At 65.2% G+C, this 16,145-nt stretch carries 16 protein-coding genes; 9 read left to right on the plus strand and 7 right to left on the minus strand.

Annotated features, from left to right (window positions below):
• Positions 1–31 precede the first annotated feature (31 nt).
• Positions 32–538: a L,D-transpeptidase family protein gene (locus AB1781_05275; GenBank protein MEW5703981.1), complete on the plus strand. Its 507-nt coding sequence runs from the start codon at positions 32–34 to the stop codon at positions 536–538.
• On the opposite strand, the gene AB1781_05280 is transcribed toward AB1781_05275, so the two are convergent.
• Positions 535–1,230 (minus strand): YggS family pyridoxal phosphate-dependent enzyme, encoded by a 696-nt coding sequence (locus AB1781_05280; GenBank protein ID MEW5703982.1) that lies wholly within the window; start codon positions 1,228–1,230, stop codon positions 535–537. The two genes, AB1781_05275 and AB1781_05280, sit on opposite strands and share 4 nt — an antisense overlap.
• Positions 1,231–1,270: 40 nt before the next feature.
• On the opposite strand from AB1781_05280, the gene AB1781_05285 reads away from it, so the two are divergent.
• From AB1781_05285 to holA, 5 genes are all read left to right on the plus strand, one after another.
• Complete coding sequence (locus tag AB1781_05285) at positions 1,271–1,909, plus strand: thiamine phosphate synthase (protein MEW5703983.1); 639 nt, start codon at positions 1,271–1,273, stop codon at positions 1,907–1,909.
• A 64-nt stretch (positions 1,910–1,973) separates the two neighbouring features.
• Entirely contained in the window at positions 1,974–2,477 is a 504-nt protein-coding gene (locus AB1781_05290; protein ID MEW5703984.1) for a DUF3576 domain-containing protein, read from the plus strand.
• A 55-nt stretch (positions 2,478–2,532) separates the two neighbouring features.
• Positions 2,533–5,112: a leucine--tRNA ligase gene (gene leuS, locus AB1781_05295; protein MEW5703985.1), complete on the plus strand. Its 2,580-nt coding sequence runs from the start codon at positions 2,533–2,535 to the stop codon at positions 5,110–5,112.
• Positions 5,099–5,611, plus strand: coding sequence for a hypothetical protein (locus tag AB1781_05300; GenBank protein ID MEW5703986.1), 513 nt, complete (start codon positions 5,099–5,101; stop codon positions 5,609–5,611). Before leuS ends, AB1781_05300 begins: the two co-directional genes overlap by 14 nt.
• 17 nt (positions 5,612–5,628) lie before the next feature.
• Positions 5,629–6,648: a DNA polymerase III subunit delta gene (gene holA / locus AB1781_05305; GenBank protein ID MEW5703987.1), complete on the plus strand. Its 1,020-nt coding sequence runs from the start codon at positions 5,629–5,631 to the stop codon at positions 6,646–6,648.
• Here holA and AB1781_05310 read toward each other — a convergent pair.
• Genes AB1781_05310 through AB1781_05335 form a run of 6 tightly spaced genes read right to left on the minus strand, consistent with a single transcriptional unit; the run spans position 6,645 to position 12,710 of the window.
• Complete coding sequence (locus AB1781_05310; GenBank protein MEW5703988.1) at positions 6,645–7,547, minus strand: ParB/RepB/Spo0J family partition protein; 903 nt, start codon at positions 7,545–7,547, stop codon at positions 6,645–6,647. The genes holA and AB1781_05310 overlap by 4 nt on opposite strands.
• The gene (locus AB1781_05315; GenBank protein ID MEW5703989.1) at positions 7,544–8,368 is read right to left on the minus strand and encodes a ParA family protein; all 825 of its coding nucleotides are present in this window, start codon (positions 8,366–8,368) and stop codon (positions 7,544–7,546) included. The genes AB1781_05310 and AB1781_05315 overlap by 4 nt, the downstream gene beginning before the upstream one ends.
• Positions 8,369–8,375: 7 nt before the next feature.
• Positions 8,376–9,023 carry a 16S rRNA (guanine(527)-N(7))-methyltransferase RsmG gene (rsmG, locus tag AB1781_05320; GenBank protein ID MEW5703990.1) on the minus strand — a complete coding sequence of 216 codons (648 nt, stop codon included), beginning with the start codon at positions 9,021–9,023 and terminating at the stop codon, positions 8,376–8,378.
• 10 nt (positions 9,024–9,033) lie between these two features.
• Positions 9,034–10,938, minus strand: a complete 1,905-nt coding sequence (gene mnmG, locus AB1781_05325) for a tRNA uridine-5-carboxymethylaminomethyl(34) synthesis enzyme MnmG (GenBank protein ID MEW5703991.1) — start codon at positions 10,936–10,938, stop codon at positions 9,034–9,036.
• Positions 10,939–10,996: 58 nt separating this feature from the next.
• Positions 10,997–12,346 carry a tRNA uridine-5-carboxymethylaminomethyl(34) synthesis GTPase MnmE gene (gene mnmE, locus AB1781_05330; GenBank protein MEW5703992.1) on the minus strand — a complete coding sequence of 450 codons (1,350 nt, stop codon included), beginning with the start codon at positions 12,344–12,346 and terminating at the stop codon, positions 10,997–10,999.
• Positions 12,347–12,359: 13 nt separating this feature from the next.
• Complete coding sequence (locus tag AB1781_05335) at positions 12,360–12,710, minus strand: (2Fe-2S) ferredoxin domain-containing protein (protein MEW5703993.1); 351 nt, start codon at positions 12,708–12,710, stop codon at positions 12,360–12,362.
• 122 nt (positions 12,711–12,832) lie between these two features.
• On the opposite strand from AB1781_05335, the gene AB1781_05340 reads away from it, so the two are divergent.
• The 3 genes from AB1781_05340 to AB1781_05350 all read left to right on the plus strand — a co-directional run bounded on the left by AB1781_05340 (position 12,833) and on the right by AB1781_05350 (position 16,144).
• Positions 12,833–14,887, plus strand: coding sequence for a thioredoxin domain-containing protein (locus AB1781_05340; protein MEW5703994.1), 2,055 nt, complete (start codon positions 12,833–12,835; stop codon positions 14,885–14,887).
• Between the two features lie 10 nt (positions 14,888–14,897).
• Positions 14,898–15,380: a methylated-DNA--[protein]-cysteine S-methyltransferase gene (locus tag AB1781_05345; GenBank protein MEW5703995.1), complete on the plus strand. Its 483-nt coding sequence runs from the start codon at positions 14,898–14,900 to the stop codon at positions 15,378–15,380.
• 68 nt (positions 15,381–15,448) lie between these two features.
• Positions 15,449–16,144 carry a dienelactone hydrolase family protein gene (locus AB1781_05350; protein ID MEW5703996.1) on the plus strand — a complete coding sequence of 232 codons (696 nt, stop codon included), beginning with the start codon at positions 15,449–15,451 and terminating at the stop codon, positions 16,142–16,144.
• The last annotated feature ends 1 nt before the right edge of the window (position 16,145 follow it).

Here is a 16,145-nt window from a genome sequence, read left to right on the forward strand (position 1 = left end):
CCGCACCGCCGCCGCGTTATAAGGCTTGGCAATGGATCTTTTCGTCTTCGCGAACGGTTTTGCCCGATGGGGCGAAACGCGGTTGCGTTGCGCGCTCGGGCGGGCCGGCGTGCAAACCGACAAGCGCGAGGGCGACGGCGCCACCCCGGTCGGCGTCTTCCCCTTGCGCCGTGTTCTTTACCGGCCCGATCGCCTGAAAAAACCGGAAACCCGCCTTCCCCTTGCCGCGCTGCGACCCCAGGACGGCTGGTGCGATGCGCCGGACCACCCCGATTACAACCGGCCCGTCACCTTTCCCTTCGCGGCGAGCGCCGAAGCCTTGTGGCGGGAGGACGCGCTCTATGATCTCGTGCTGATCCCGGGCTTCAACGATTCACCCGTCGTTCCGGGCAAGGGAAGCGCCATCTTCGTGCATCTGGCCGGGGCCGGTTATGCCGCGACGGAAGGCTGCGTGGCGTTCGATCTTGCCGATCTGCAACAAATCCTGAGGCAGGCGGACACGCACGCCCGACTCTGCATCTCCCAAGCCCCGCTCTAGGCGCGCGACCGGAAGATCGCCGTACCGATCCGCACGTGACTGGCGCCGAAGGCGAGCGCCGTTTCGTAATCGTTGCTCATCCCCATGCTCAAGCCCTGCAGGTGGTTGCGCCGCGCCATCTCGCGCAGCAGTCCGAAATGGAGCGCAGGCTCCTCGTCGATCGGCGGAATGCACATGAGGCCCTCGATTTCCAGGCGAAGCTCCTCGCGGGCAAGTGCGAGGAAGGCGTCGAGCGCCTCGGGTGCGACGCCCGCCTTGGCAAGCTCTTCGCCGGTGTTTACCTGCACGAACAGGCGCGGACGTTTTCCGCCTTGGGCAAAGGCTTTGGCCAGGGCGCGGGCGAGCTTCGGCCGGTCGAGGGTTTCGATGACGTCGAAAAGGGCCAGCGCGTGCGCCACCTTGTTCGTCTGCAACGGCCCGATCAGATGAAGCTCGATGCCGTCGAATTCCTGTCGCAGGGCGGGCCACTTCGCCGCCGCTTCCTGGACGCGATTTTCGCCGAAGACGCGGTGGCCGGCTTCGAGCGCGACGCGAATGACGGAGGCCTCGACCCCTTTCGTCACCGCGACGAGGACGGGGGGGCGCGGCCCAAGGCGAAGCGGGCTTTGCGCCGCGGCGACCTCGCGGGCAAGGGCGCGCAGTTTCTCCGCGACGGTCGCGTGTCTCTCGCTTGGCAGGCGGGCGGCCCTCATGGCAGGTTGGCGCGGGTTCCACGCCTAGGATAGAAAGACCGTGCCCGGGATTCCACTGAATCGCTCAACCCTGCTGCGTCTCGGCGGATTCCGCGCCGGCCTGCCGCCGCTCGTCTGCCTTACCGACGCCCGCCGTTTCCCCGATCCAAAGCCGGCCATCCGGCGTCTGCCGCGGGGAAGCCTCGTCATTTTTCGCCATTACGAAATGAAAAAAAAGGAACGCTACGCCCTGGCCGGCGAAGTCGCCGCCCTTTGCCGGGCGCGGGGTCTGCGTCTGCTCGTCGCCGGCGACGCCGCGCTTGCCCTCGCCGTTCGGGCGGATGGGTTGCACCTGCCGGAATGGCTTGCCCGAGGGCCGGTAAGCCGCGGCTGGGCCTGGCGGCGGCGAAAACCCGGCTGGCTGTTGACGGCGGCCGTTCATTCCGAAAGGGCGCTTGAGGCGGCGGCGCGGCAGAGGGCGGACGCCGCCCTGCTGGCGCCGGTTTTTTCCACCGCGAGCCACGCGCAGGCAAAGCCGCTCGGCAGCGTGCGCTTCGCAAGCCTAGCCCGGCGAACCGCCTTGCCCGTCTATGCCCTGGGCGGAATCGGTCCAACCAATGTCCGCCGGCTGATGGGTTCGGGCGCCGTCGGCCTCGCCGCCGTCGGCGCCTTTGCCAAGGACGCCGACACCCCGACTTAAAAAGCCCGGTTTCCAACCAGTTTACGCTGGAAATCGGCGCGCTAGTTCAGGCATACTCCCCGCCATGGCGCAAAGCTGGAAACGAATTTTCGCGGCCTTTTTGCTGGCCGGCGTGGTGGGTGGCTGTTCGGTCGTCGACGGAATCTGGAGCCAGAACCCGGCCCTGGGCGATCGCAAGAAAAAGACGTCCGCCGCCGCCGATTCAACGGCGGTCGGCCAGAACGCCGCCACCCCCGGCGCCGGCATCAACGCCTATCTCTGGCGGGCTTCGCTGGACACCATCTCCTTCATGCCGCTGGCCTCGGCCGATCCCTTCGGCGGTATCGTCATCACGGACTGGTACGCGCCACCCGAATCACCGAACGAGCGATTCAAGCTTACGGTCTACATCCTTAGTCAAAGCCTGCGCGCCGACGGTCTTAGGGTGGCGGTCTTCCGCCAGATGCTGACCGAGAACGGGGGCTGGGCGGATGCGGCGGTGGACCCGAAAACCGTCGTCGAGCTCGAAAACAATATCCTTACCCGGGCGCGACAGCTTCGCATCAACCGGACCACCAGCCAGCAATAACCCCCAGGCGAACGCGCCCGGCCGGGCCTTGCGGCGGCAACCCGGACAGGGAACAATGCCAGCCATGTCGCGCTACAACTTCCGGCTCGCCGAACAAAAATGGCAGGCGATCTGGGCCGAGCGGGGAACCTTCACCGCTCGCGAGGAAAAGGGCCGTAAAAAATATTACGTCCTTGAAATGTTTCCCTACCCTTCCGGCCACATCCACATGGGGCACGTCCGGAACTACACGCTGGGCGATGTCGTAGCCCGCTTCAAGCGGGCCCAAGGTTACAACGTCCTGCACCCGATGGGGTGGGATGCCTTCGGCATGCCAGCCGAAAACGCGGCGATCGAGCACAAGACCCATCCCGCCACCTGGACGGCGGCCAACATCGCCCACATGCGGGATCAATTGAAGGCGATGGGGCTTTCTTATGACTGGTCGCGCGAGCTTGCCTCCTGCACGCCGGATTACTACCGCCACGAACAGAAGATGTTCCTCGACTTCCTGAAGAAGGGGCTCGCCTATCGGAAGGAATCGTGGGTGAACTGGGACCCGGTCGATCACACGGTGCTGGCGAACGAGCAGGTCATCGATGGCTGCGGCTGGCGATCCGGCGCGCCCGTCGAGCGCAAGAAGCTTTCCCAGTGGTTTTTGAAAATCACGGCCTACAACGACGAATTGCTGGACGCTCTCGGTAAACTCGACCGCTGGCCGGAGCGCGTCCGCCTCATGCAGGAAAACTGGATCGGAAAATCCGAAGGCATGGTGCTGCGCTTTCCGCTGCAGGATGCGAACGCCGCGGCGGCGGGCGAGCTTGAGGTCTACACGACGCGCGCGGACACGATCTTCGGCGCTTCCTTCCTCGCCGTGGCGGCGGATCATCCGCTGGCGCGGAAGCTGGCGCAAAGCAACCCGGAACTCCGGGCCTTCCTCGACACTTGCGCGCGCGGCGGCCTGACCGAAGCGGCGATCGAAACCGCCGAGAAGACGGGCTTCGACACCGGGCTTCGCGCCCCGCACCCCTTCGCGAAGGAGGTGACGCTTCCCGTCTATGTCGCCAATTTCGTCCTAATGGAATATGGGAAGGGCGCCATCTTCGGCTGCCCCGCCCACGACCAGCGCGACCTCGAATTCGCGCGACGTTATGGCTTGCCCGTCCGCCGCGTCGTGGCCGGGCCGGAGGGCGAGGCGGCGGCCATCGGAGAAACGGCTTATACCGAAGACGGCGTTCTCATCCATTCGGACTTCCTGAACGGGCTTTCGGTCGCAGCGGCGCAACGGAAGGCGGCGGAGGCCTTCGAAAAAATCGGCAGGGGCCAGCGCAAGACCGCCTGGCGGCTCCGCGACTGGGGAATTTCCCGGCAGCGCTATTGGGGCTGCCCGATCCCGATCCTGCACTGCGCGTCCTGCGGCATCGTGCCGGTACCGGAAAAGGATCTGCCGGTCGAGCTGCCGAAGGACGTGTCCTTCGACACACCCGGCAACCCGCTCGACCATCACCCGACCTGGAAGAAAGCGACGTGCCCCGAATGTGGGGGTGTTGCGCAGCGCGAGACCGACACTTTCGACACCTTCTTCGAATCGTCCTGGTATTTTCTTCGCTTCTGTTCGCCCAAGTTGGAAACGGCGGCGTTCGATCGCGACGCGGTCGCTTACTGGATGCCGGTCGACCAATATATCGGTGGCATCGAACACGCCGTGCTGCATCTCCTCTATTCCCGTTTTTTCATGCGCGCGCTGCGCGATTGCGGCTACCTCGACTTCAACGAACCCTTCGCCGGCCTGCTCACCCAGGGCATGGTGTGCCACGAGACGTACCGGGCGGCGGACGGACGCTGGCTCTATCCCAGCGAGGTGACGGCGGGAGGGGAAAGAAGGCGCGTCACCACCGGCGAGGCCGTCACGGTCGGCCGGTCGGAGAAGATGAGCAAATCGAAAAAGAACACGGTCGACCCCGAGGCGATTCTTAAAACCTACGGTGCCGATACGGCGCGCCTTTTCATGCTTTCCGACAGCCCGCCGGACCGCGACCTCGAATGGACGGAGGCCGGCATCGAAGGTGCTTGGCGTTACGCCAACCGGCTCTGGCGATTGGCGACGGAACCGGCCACCGCCCTGCCAGAACCGGCCACCGCGCAGCCGGCCCATCTGGGGACGAAGGCGGCCGCAACCCACCAGGCGATTCACAAGACGATTGCCGCCGTGACCAACGACTTCGAGCGCTTTCATTTCAACCGGGCAATCGCCCGCATCCGCGAACTCACGAACACATTGGCCGAGCTTGAAAACGAAACCGGTGAAGACGCGGCCTGGGTTCGCCGGGAAGGCCTGGAGACCGTGACCCGCCTCATCCAGCCGATGACGCCGCACCTGGCGGCGGCGCTCTGGGAGGCGCTCGGGCAGCAAGCGCTGCTGGCGGACGCGCCCTGGCCAGAGGCGGATTCCAGCCTTATCCTGGACGCGACGCTCACCGTCGCCGTGCAGATCAACGGCAAGCTGCGCGGCACCGTCGAGTTGCCGAGGGACGCCGAGCACGCGGCGGCCGAAGCGGCGGCGCTTGCCTTGCCGGCCGTCGTAACGGCGTGCAAGGAAAGGCCCGTTCGGCGTATCGTCGTCGTTCCAAACCGGGTGATCAATGTCGTGGTTTAAAGGCGCTTTCCAGATTGGTTTGCTTTTCGCTCTTGCCGCTTGCGGTTTCCACCCGCTGTACGAGAAAGCACCCGGCGGCAGTGGCGTCAGCGTAGCGACGGACGAGCTTGCCTATATTCGCATCGAGCCCATGCCTGACCGGCTTGGCCAGGAATTTCGGAACGCCCTTCTCGATCGCATCACGCCGATGGGCGAGCCACCCCAGCCGAAGTATTTCCTTCGCGTGGCGGCAAGCGAATCCACTCAGAAATTCGGCCTGCGCGCGGATGAAACGGCAACCCGCGCGAATTTGCGCCTGGCCGTGACGTACGTGCTGTACGACGTCGTGACGCGGAAGGTTCTCTTCCACGCAAAAAAACGCGTGGTGGGAAGTTACAATATTCTGCGATCCGACTTCGCGACACTTGCCGCCGAGAAGAACATCCGCACGCGCCTCATCAACGAGGCCAGCGATGGCATCAAGACGAGCCTGGCCATTCATCTGAACGAAAACCGTTAAGCGGTGAGACAGGAACGATGAAGGTTGCGCCAAGACAGGTGGAGTCGTTCCTGCGGAAGCCCGATCCCGCGGCGCGCGCCGTTCTGGTCTATGGCAGGGACGCCGGCCAGGCGCACGAACGTCTGGCGACGTTGGTCGGGGCGGTGCTCGAGGATCCGGAAGACCCCTTCCGCCTTTCCAGCCTTGCCGCGGCGGCGGTCGCGAAGGACCCGGCGATTTTGCGGGACGAGGCGGCCGCGTTTTCCTTTACCGGCGGCCGCCGTGTCGTGCGCGTCCTCGGCGCGAGCGACGCGCTTGCCAATGCGTTCCAGGCGTTTCTGGAAGCGCCGGCGGGCGAGGCGCTCGTCCTGCTAGAAGCGGGCGATCTCGGCGCACGGTCAAGCTTGCGCCGCCTTTTCGAAACGTCCCCCCGCGCCGCCGCCATCCCCTGCTATGGCGACGAAGGCCATGCCCTAGAGGGCCTTCTCCGCGAATCGCTCGCCGGCTTCACGCTTGCGCCGGAGGCGCGCGTCTATCTCCTAAGTCATCTCGGGGCCGACCGTCTCCTAACCCGGCGCGAGCTTGAGAAGCTTGTCCTCTACGCGGAAGGCAAAGACACCATCGCCCTGGAAGACGCCGTGGCCGCCGTCGGCGACAGCTCGGCGCTCGCGCTGGAAGATGCCGCCTACGCGGCCGGCCAAGGCCAGCGTGAAGCGCTCGAGGAAGCGCTCGAGCGCCTTCACCTGGAAGGCGCTTCTCCGGTCGCCATCTTGCGGACGGCGAGCCAGCATTTCTTGCGCCTTCACCTCGTGCGCGGCCACATGGAAAAGGGCAAAGCGGCAGACGCCGCGATTCAGGCGCTCCGTCCGCCCGTCTTTTTCAAGCGCCGCCCGGCCTTTCACGCGCAGCTTACGCGCTGGCCGCTGGCCGCGCTTTCCCGCACGCTTGAACTGCTTGCCGAACGCGAGGCGGCATGCAAGTCGAGCGGCATGCCGGCAAAGACACTTTGCGACCGCACGCTGCTTGAGATCGCCGTGAACGGCGGCAGAAACGCTTAAATATCTTTTTTCTTTTCGGATATCGCGGCTGGGTTGCTCAGGCGGTGCAGTACGTCGTCGAGCTGCTCGAGCGTTCGGTAATGTATCGTAAGTTCGCCGCCGGACTTGCCGTGAAAGCGGATGGCAACGCGAAGGCCGAGCAGCGTGGAAAGATCGCGTTCGAGCGCGAGCGTGTCGGTGTCCTTCGCAAAAGCCGTTTTCTTCGCCGGGTCCTTCGCCGTCTGCTGGCGACGCACGAGGGCTTCGGTCTGTCGCACGTTCAGTCCTTTGCGAACGATTTCTTTGGCAAGAATTTCCGCGTTCGCCACGTTCAAAAGCGCCCGCCCGTGGCCGGCGCTCAACGCGCCTGCCTCCAACATTTCCTTCACCTTCGGCGGCAAACCGAGAAGGCGGAGCGTGTTCGCGATATGGCTGCGGCTCTTGCCGATGACCTTGGCGAGGTCTTCCTGGGTGTGGGCGAATTCGTCCATCAGCCTGCGATAGCCCTCCGCCTCTTCGAGCGGCGTCAGGTCCTGGCGCTGGACGTTCTCGACCAGCGCGATTTCAAGGGCGTCGTTGTCCGTGAAGTGACGGACGAGGACGGGCACTTCGTGCAGGCCGGCGATTTGGGCGGCGCGCCAGCGCCGTTCCCCGGCGATGATCTCGAAACGCTCGCTTCCTTCCAGCTGGCGGACAAGGATGGGCTGCAAGACACCCTTCTCGCGGATGGATTGGGCGAGAGTGGCAATTGCTTCCTCGTCGAAACGGTGGCGCGGCTGATGGCGGCCGGGTTGCAGGAGATCGACGGCGATCGTCTTGCCCTGGCGGATGCGCTCGAGGGAGGCGTAATCCTCCGTCTCCTCGCCGAGAAGCGAGGCGAGCCCGCGGCCAAGCCCGCGCTTTTTTCCGTCTTCGGTCATTCCCATGTTTCCGGGGTGGCGAGCGGTGCCTTGTCCGCGCGACGCAGAATTTCGCGGGCGAGGCGAATATAGGCCATCGCCCCGGCCGAACGGTGGTCATAGAGGAGAACGGGAAGGCCGTGGGAGGGCGCTTCCGAGATCCGGACATTTCTCGGAATGACCGTCTCGTAGACCATGTCCCCGAAATAGGCACGGGCATCGGAGGCGACAGATTTACTCAATATATTGCGTCTATCATACATAGTCAACACAACCCCTTGTAGTTTGAGGGCCGGATTGAGGGCGCGGCGCACACGCTCGATGGTCTTGACGAGATGACTCAGGCCCTCGAGCGCCAGAAATTCGCATTGCAACGGCACCAGCACGGCGTCCGCCGCGACCAGGGCGTTCAGGCTCAATAGCCCAAGGCCGGGCGGGCAGTCGATCAGCACATAGTCGAGGACCGGCAGATCGCCGCGCAGTGCCTTGCGCAGCAGGAATTCCCGTTCCTTGACTTCGACCAATTCTATTTCGGCCCCGGAAAGATCCACCGAAGCCGGCACCACCGATAAGCCGGGGATCACGGTGGCAATCATCGCCTGCCCGACGGTGGCTTCGCCGGCCAGCACGTGATAAGCCGTAACCTTTCGTAATTCCATAGGAATCCCAAGGCCTGTGCTGGCATTGCCCTGGGGATCGAGATCGATGACGGCGACCCGTTTGCCGACCGCCGCCAGCGCCGTGGCAAGGTTGATCGCCGTCGTAGTCTTGCCTACGCCGCCTTTTTGATTCGCTATCGCAACGATCTGCGGAACGCCTGTATCCGATTGGACAAAGCCCAAGGGACGGTCAGCGAGGATCGTATCGTTTGGCACGGTGGACGTCTCGGATGCGCAGGATCACGCTTTCCCGGTCCGACTGGCTTGGAAAGCGTTCGACCGTCATCTTCCAGCTTTTTTCCGCCTCGGTCAATTCCTCTGATACGCGTCTTCCCTTCGGGAACAATCCGACCGCGCCCAAATCCAGGAAGGGAAGGGCCTCGCCCAACAGGCGGGAAAGGGGCGCCAGCGCTCGCGCCGTCACCGCGTCGGCCGGAAAAGGCGCCAGGGCTGCGATCCGGCATCGGTGAATATGCGCCGATACCCCGGTTACCCTGGCCGCTTCCCCGAGAAAGGCCGCTTTTTTAGCGTCGCTTTCGATGAGATGGACCTCGGGCACGCCAAGCACGCCAAGCACCAGGCCCGGAAAGCCGGCGCCGCTCCCCATATCGACGATAATTCTGGTGTTTTTCGGAAGTAGCGGGAGAAGCTGGGCCGAATCGAGAAAGTGACGCCGCCAGGGGTCCTGCAAACTGGCCTCACCGACCAGATTGAGACGCTTTTGCCAGTGCTCGAGCAGCCGGAGATAGGCCTCCAGGCGTCCGAGTGTTTCACGTGAAACACTCGTAACATTCTGAAATTCATTAATATTTAATGGCTTTACCGGTGCCTTTGCCATGACCTGCCGGTCACGCGAGCTGCGTCTGATGCGATTCGGAGTGTGGAGATTTCCGCCGCACATGGGCGAGCAGGGCGATTACCGCCGCCGATGTTACGCCGTCGAGACGGGCGGCGGCGCCGAGAGTCGCCGGACGGGCGGCTTTCAGCTTGGCCCGCACCTCGTTCGAAAGGCCGCCCACGGCATCGAAGTCGAGATCGGCCGGCAGCATTAGCGCCTCGTCCCGCCGGAAAGCGCGGATATCGGCTTCCTGGCGCTCGAAATAGATGGCATAGCGGCAGTCGGTCTCAAGCTGGACAGCAATGTCGGCGCGCCATTTTCCGACCTCCGGCCAAAGCGCGGCTAGCTTTTGGAGGGTGATGGCGGGATAGGCGATAAGCTCGGCCGCCGTCCGCCGCACGCCGTCGCGGTTGATGGAAAGGCCGAGGCGGGCAAGCGCGTCCGGCGTTGCCGAAAGGGTATCGAGTCGGGCGCGCGCGGCAGCGAGGGCGTTCCGCTTTTCGAGGAAGCGGCGGGCGCGCGCGCTTCCAACGCCGCCAAGGGCGATGCCTTTTCCGGTCAGTCGCAGATCCGCGTTGTCGGCGCGCAGCCGGAGCCGGTATTCGGCGCGCGAGGTGAACATGCGATAGGGCTCCGAAACCCCGCGGGTGACGAGGTCGTCGATCAGCACCCCGATATAGGCTTCCGTGCGGTCGAGCGTGAAGGGGGCACCCTGCGAAACCTTGAGCGCGGCGTTGAAGCCGGCGATGACACCTTGGGCGGCGGCTTCCTCGTAACCCGTCGTGCCGTTGATCTGCCCCGCCAGGAAAAGCCCAGAAATCCTTTTTGTTTCAAGTGTTTGCTTCAATTCTCGCGGGTCCACGTAATCGTATTCGATGGCGTAGCCCGGGCGCAGCATGCGGGCGCGTTCGAGGCCCGGGATAGTTTTCAGCAACTCGGCCTGCACTTCCTCGGGCAGGGAGGTTGAAATGCCGTTCGGGTAGACCGTCCGGTCCTCGAGGCCTTCCGGCTCGAGAAAAATCTGATGCCGCGCACGTTTCGCGAAGCGCACGACCTTGTCCTCGATGGACGGGCAATAGCGCGGGCCGGGGCTGGTGATCTGGCCGGAATAGATCGGCGAAAGATGGAGATGCTTGCCGATGAGCGCGTGGCTTGCCGCGGTCGTGCCGGTGATATGGCACAGCACCTGCGGCGTGGTGATCCGGTCGGTCAGATAGGAGAAGGGCTCGGGCGGCACGTCGCCGGCCTGCGGCTCAAGCCCGGCCCAGTCGATGGTCGCACCGTCGAGCCTGGGCGGCGTTCCGGTCTTCAGCCGGCCAAGGGCAAACCCCCCACGATCGAGCGTGCGGGCGAGCCCGACCGCCGGCGCCTCGCCAACCCGCCCGGCCGGAATCTTTTGCGGCCCGATATGAATGAGGCCGCGCAGAAAGGTGCCGGTCGTCAGCACGACGGCCCCGGCCCGGATCTCCTGGCCGGCCGCCGTCACAACACCCTTAACCCCGCCATGGGCGTCGAGAACGAGGTCTTCGACCGCGGCTTCCTTCATGCTAAGTTCTTGAATTTCATTAAGAAGTTTAAAAACTGCCTGTCGGTAGAGCCGGCGGTCGGCCTGCGCCCTGGGGCCGCGGACGGCCGCCCCCTTGCTGCGGTTGAGCACGCGAAACTGGATACCGGCGCGGTCGGCGGCTAGCCCCATGAGGCCGTCCAGCGCGTCGATCTCGCGGACGAGGTGCCCCTTGCCGACGCCGCCGATCGCCGGGTTGCAGGACATCGCGCCGATGGTGTCCAAACGGTGGGTGAGGAGGCAGGTCTTCGCCCCCAGCCTGGCGGCGGCGGCGGCGGCCTCCGTGCCGGCATGACCGCCGCCGATGACGAGAACGTCATAGCGGGCGTCTGCGCGGGCATCTGCGCGCACGTCTTTCATGGGGAGGGAAGCTAGTCGCCGCCAGAGCGGCTGTCAAAAAATGCCGGGGTTATTTTCCGATGCAGAATTCGGCGAACAGGCGGTCGAGAACGTCCTCGACGTCCACCCGGCCGGTGATGCGGCCAAGGGCGCGGACGGCGAGGCGCAAATCTTCCGCCGCCAGCTCCGGCGACGGCTGGCTTAAGAACCGGGCGAGGGCGGCGGCGCAGTCTTCCAGGCTCCGCCGGTGACGCAGGCGGGTCACGGGGGCGGCCTCGCTCCCCGTCAGACGATCCCGGATCTCGCTTTCCAGGCGCCGCAGAAGAAGGTCCATGCCTTCGCCCGTCTTCGCGGAAACCACGAGCATTTCCTTGCCCGCCAGGCGAGCCGTCCGGGTCGCGCCGGCCCGGGTCGCGCCGGCAAGGTCCGCCTTGGTAAGAACCGGCACCGTCGTTTCGTCCACCAGGGCATGGGTTTCCCGATCGCGTTCCGGCCACAGCGTGCCGTCGAACAGGGCGAGCTTAAGGTCGGCTTCCGCGGCGCGCCTTCGCGCACGCGCAATACCTTCGCGTTCGATGGCGCTTGCCTCGGCGCGAAGCCCCGCCGTATCGGCGATGACGGCCGGCAAGCCGCCGAGGTCGAGCGCCACCTCGATGACGTCGCGCGTCGTTCCGGGTTCTTCCGAAACGATGGCGACATCGCGCCTTGCGATCGCGTTGAGCAGAGTTGACTTGCCGGCGTTCGGCGCGCCCAGAAGCACGATCCGAAATCCCTCGCGCAGCCGTTCGCCCCGCCGGTTGTCGTCGAGATGGGCCGCGATCTCGCGCCCGATCCGCGCGGCTTCTTCCTCTGCCGCCTGCCGCATGCCCTCGGGCAAATCCTCGTCCACGAAGTCGATGGCAGCCTCGACCCGAGCAAGGGTTTGCAGCAACACCTCCCGCCAGGCCTCGCACCGTTCGCCAAGGGCGCCCTCGAACTGCCGCAGCGCCTGTTCGCGCTGAGCCGCCGTCTCGGCCGCGACGAGGTCGGCAAGGGCTTCGATCTCGGTGAGATCGAGCTTGCCGTTCTCGAAGGCCTGCCTTGCGAACGCGCCCGGCTCGGCCGGCCGCAAGCCCGGAAGGCGGGCGAGGGCTTCCAGCGCACCGGCTACAACCGCCCGCCCGCCGTGGAGATGCAACTCGACGACCGGCTCGCCGGTAAAGCTTTTCGGTGCGGGGAACCACAGCACCAGCGCATGGTCCAGCGGCTTTGCGGTGGCGGGGTCGGCAAGCGTGGCAAGCGTTGCCTGCCGGGGCTTGGGCAGGGCTTTCCCCGAAAGCCGCCGCAGCGCTTCCCCAGCCGCCGGCCCGGAAATCCGGACGACGGCGATGCCGGCCACCCCCGGACCGGAGCCGAGAGCGAAGATCGTCTCCTGCCCCATCGCGTCCTTACCTTCAGTCCTTCGCCGCCTTGACGTCGAGCAACAGCCTCTCCACGCGGCCGCCGTCGCGAATATGGCGGATCAGGATTTCGTCGACGTCGGCCTTCGAATCGCAGCGGTACCAGACTCCTTCTGGATAGACGACGAGCGCCGGGCCTTGCACGCAGGCGTCGAGGCAGCCCGCCTGGTTGATCCGCACGTCTTTAAGCCCCAGCGCCTTGGCGCGGGTCTTCATGTGGTCGCGCAAGAGAGCGCTTCCTTTCGCCACGCAGCATCCGCGCGGGTCATCGGGAGAGCGCGCGTTCATGCAGAAAAAAATATGCGCGCGGAAACGAAGCGGCGGATCGTCAGGCGCTTGCGCCATGGGTCTCCGTTTTCCTCTTGGGTCTAGCCGGGAATCGAAAGAACGCCCTTACGACCCAAGGTAAGGCATGGGATAATCCCCTGCAACGCCACGCACGCCTTGCGCGAAGAGAGCCTTCGTCCATGTCCGACATGTCCAAAAACCACCTCGACCGGGAAACCAGCCCTTACCTGCTCCAGCACAAGGACAACCCCGTCCACTGGCAGCCGTGGGGCGAGGCGGCGCTGACCAGCGCCAAGGAGCGGGGCGTGCCGATTCTGCTTTCCGTTGGCTACGCCGCCTGCCACTGGTGCCACGTCATGGCCCACGAAAGCTTCGAGAACCCGGAGACGGCGGATCTCATGAACGCGCATTTCGTGAACGTGAAGGTGGACCGTGAGGAGCGCCCCGATCTCGATATCGTTTACCAGACGGCGCTCGCGCTGATGGGCGAGCACGGCGGCTGGCCGCTCACCATGTTCTTGACGCCCGAAGGCGAACCTTTCTACGGCGGCACCTATTTCCCGCCGGGGCCGGCCTTCGGAAGGCCCGCTTTTCGCGATGTCCTCAAGGGCATCGCCCGCATCTACCGGGAAGAACCCGACAAGGTGGCCGGCAACGCCGCGGCGCTGCGCGACGGCATCGCGCGAATGGCGGTGGCAAACATCGAGGGCGAGATCCAGCCGGAATTCCTGGAACAGGTGGCGCGCTCCCTCTTCCGGATCGTTGACCGGAAGCATGGCGGCATCGGCAAGGCGCCGAAGTTCCCGCAAGCGCCGATCTTCGAATTTCTCTGGCGGGCTCACCGGCGCGGCAAGGCCGAGACCCAAGCCTTCGCGGGTGCCGTGACGCACACGCTTTCCCACCTTTGCCAGGGCGGCATTTACGACCATTTGGGTGGCGGCTTCGCCCGCTATTCGACGGACAAGGAATGGCTGGTGCCGCATTTCGAGAAGATGCTCTACGACAACGCCCAGCTCATCGAGCTTCTGGCGCTTGTCTGGCAGGAAACCCGCGACCCTTTCTTCGCCGCGCGGGTGGAGGAGACGGTCGGCTGGGCGTTTCGCGAAATGCGGCACGCGGAAGGTGCCTTCTTCAGCAGCCTGGATGCCGACAGCGAAGGCGGCGAGGGCGCTTTCTACGTATGGACGGAAACCGAAGTGGATGCCCTGCTCGGTGACAAGGCGTCCGCCTTCAAGGCGGTTTACGATGTAACGCCGGGCGGCAACTGGGAAGGCAAGACGATCCTCCGCCGCAACAAGGGGGCGGCACTCCCGGCATGGAACGCGGCGCTTGAGCGCCCGCTCGAAGCGGCGCGGCGCATTCTTTTCACGGCGCGCGGGAAACGCCCCCGCCCCGGCCGCGACGACAAGGTGCTGGCCGACTGGAACGGCCTGATGATCGCGGCCGCGGCCTTCGCCGGTGACGTTTTCGAACGGCCGGAATGGAAGGAGGCGGCGGCCGGCGCCTTTCGTTTCGTTCGCGAAAAGATGACGGCGGCGGACGGACGCCTCCGCCACAGCTGGTGCCGGGGAAGCCTGGGCGCCATGGCCACCCTCGACGACTACGCCGAAATAGCGCGCGCCGCGCTCCACCTGTTCGAGGCAACGTTCGACGCCTCCTACCTCGCCCACGCCGAGGCCTGGGTGGCGACCGCGAACGAACACTATTGGGACGGAAAAGGCGGCGGTTATTTTCTCACCGCCGATGACACCACCGACATCATCGCGCGGATGAAGCCTTCGAGCGACCACGCGACCCCGTCCGGCAACGGCACGATGGCAAGCGTCCTGGCGCGTCTTTTCTACCTGACCGGAAACGCCGACCACCGCGAACGCGCGCAGAAAATCGTCCGGGCCTTCGCCGGCGAGGCGGCCCACAACCCGGCCGGTTTCGCAAGCCTGCTTAACGCCTACGAGCTTTTGGAGAACGCGCTGCAGGTAACGATCCTGGGCGATCCCGGTGCGGCGGACAGCCAACGGCTGCTCCGCGCCGTGCATGGGGCGTCCCTGCCCGCCCGCGTGCTCCTCCTTGTCGAGGACGGCGATGCCCTGCCCGATGGCCACCCGGCGAAGGGCAAAAAGCGCGAGGGGGGAAAGGCGACCTGTTATCTTTGCCGGGGACCGGTTTGCGCGCCGCCGATCGTGGAACCGGCCGCCCTCGCAGAAGCCCTCGCCCAAAGAAACGGAGGAGATTGAGGAGGAGCCCATGCCGCAACTTTCCGTCGCAAGCCCGGTGGGCACGCTTACGCTCACCGAAGAGGAAGGCAAGATCACCCGCCTCGACTGGGGCCGGGCCGAGCGCGAAGAGCCCACCCCCCTCCTGCGCCGGGCAAAGGCCGAGCTCACCGATTATTTCAAGGGGCGGCGTCAAACCTTCACCTTGCCGCTTGCCCCCAAGGGCACGCCCTTCCAGCAAAGGGTCTGGCAAAAGATGCGGCAGATCCCCTACGGGAAAACCCAAAGCTATGGCGCGATCGCCGGGAAGCTGCATAGCGGCCCCCGGGCGGTAGGCGGCGCTGCCGCCCGCAACCCGATTCCCATCCTCATCCCCTGCCACCGCGTGCTCGGCGCTCAAGGAACGCTCGGCGGCTATTCCGCCCATGGCGGTGTCGCGACGAAACGCGCCCTGCTCGCCCTCGAAGGGGTAACCCGCCACCGCCGCGGCGGTCCAAGTGACAAGCGGCAATGAGGGGGATATTCTTCAAGGAAAAGCGGTAAAGCGGGAACCGGCCCGGCCGGACCTTCGAGGGAGAAACCATGGCCGAGATCACGATCAACGCCTCCGATGGCGGCACCTTTTCTGCCTATCTTGCGAAGCCCGACAAGACCCCGGCGCCGGGGCTCATCCTGATCCAGGAGATTTTCGGCGTGAACACCGAGATGCGCCGGAAGGTGGACGCTTTCGCCGCGGCCGGCTTTCTCACCCTTTGCCCGGATCTTTTCTGGCGGCAGGAGCCGGGCGTTCAATTGACCGACCAGACCCAGGCGGAATGGGACAAGGCCTTCGCCCTCTATAAGGGCTTCCATGAGGCGAAGGGCGTGCAGGATCTGATCGCGACCCTCTTTCACGTGCGCGGCCTGACCGAATGTTCGGGCAGCGTCGGCACGATCGGCTACTGCCTGGGTGGCAAGCTCGCCTATCTGATGGCGACGCGTTCGGACGCGGATTGCTCGGTCGGCTATTACGGGGTCGGCATCGAAGGAGCGCTGGACGAAGCCAACGCCATCTTGCAACCGCTTCTGCTCCATATCGCCGAGAAGGACGAATTCGTGCCGAAGGCGGCGCAGGACGAAATCAAGCGGGCGCTCGCCCGCCACCCTTGCGTCACCATCCATTCCTACCCGAACGTGAACCACGCCTTCGCGCGCGGCAACGGCGTCCATTACGACAAGGAAGCGGCCGGGCGTGCGGACCGCCGCACGCTTGATTTCCTGAAAGCGCACCTCGTTTAAG

The organism is Pseudomonadota bacterium, assembly GCA_040752895.1.
Lineage (GTDB): Bacteria > Pseudomonadota > Alphaproteobacteria.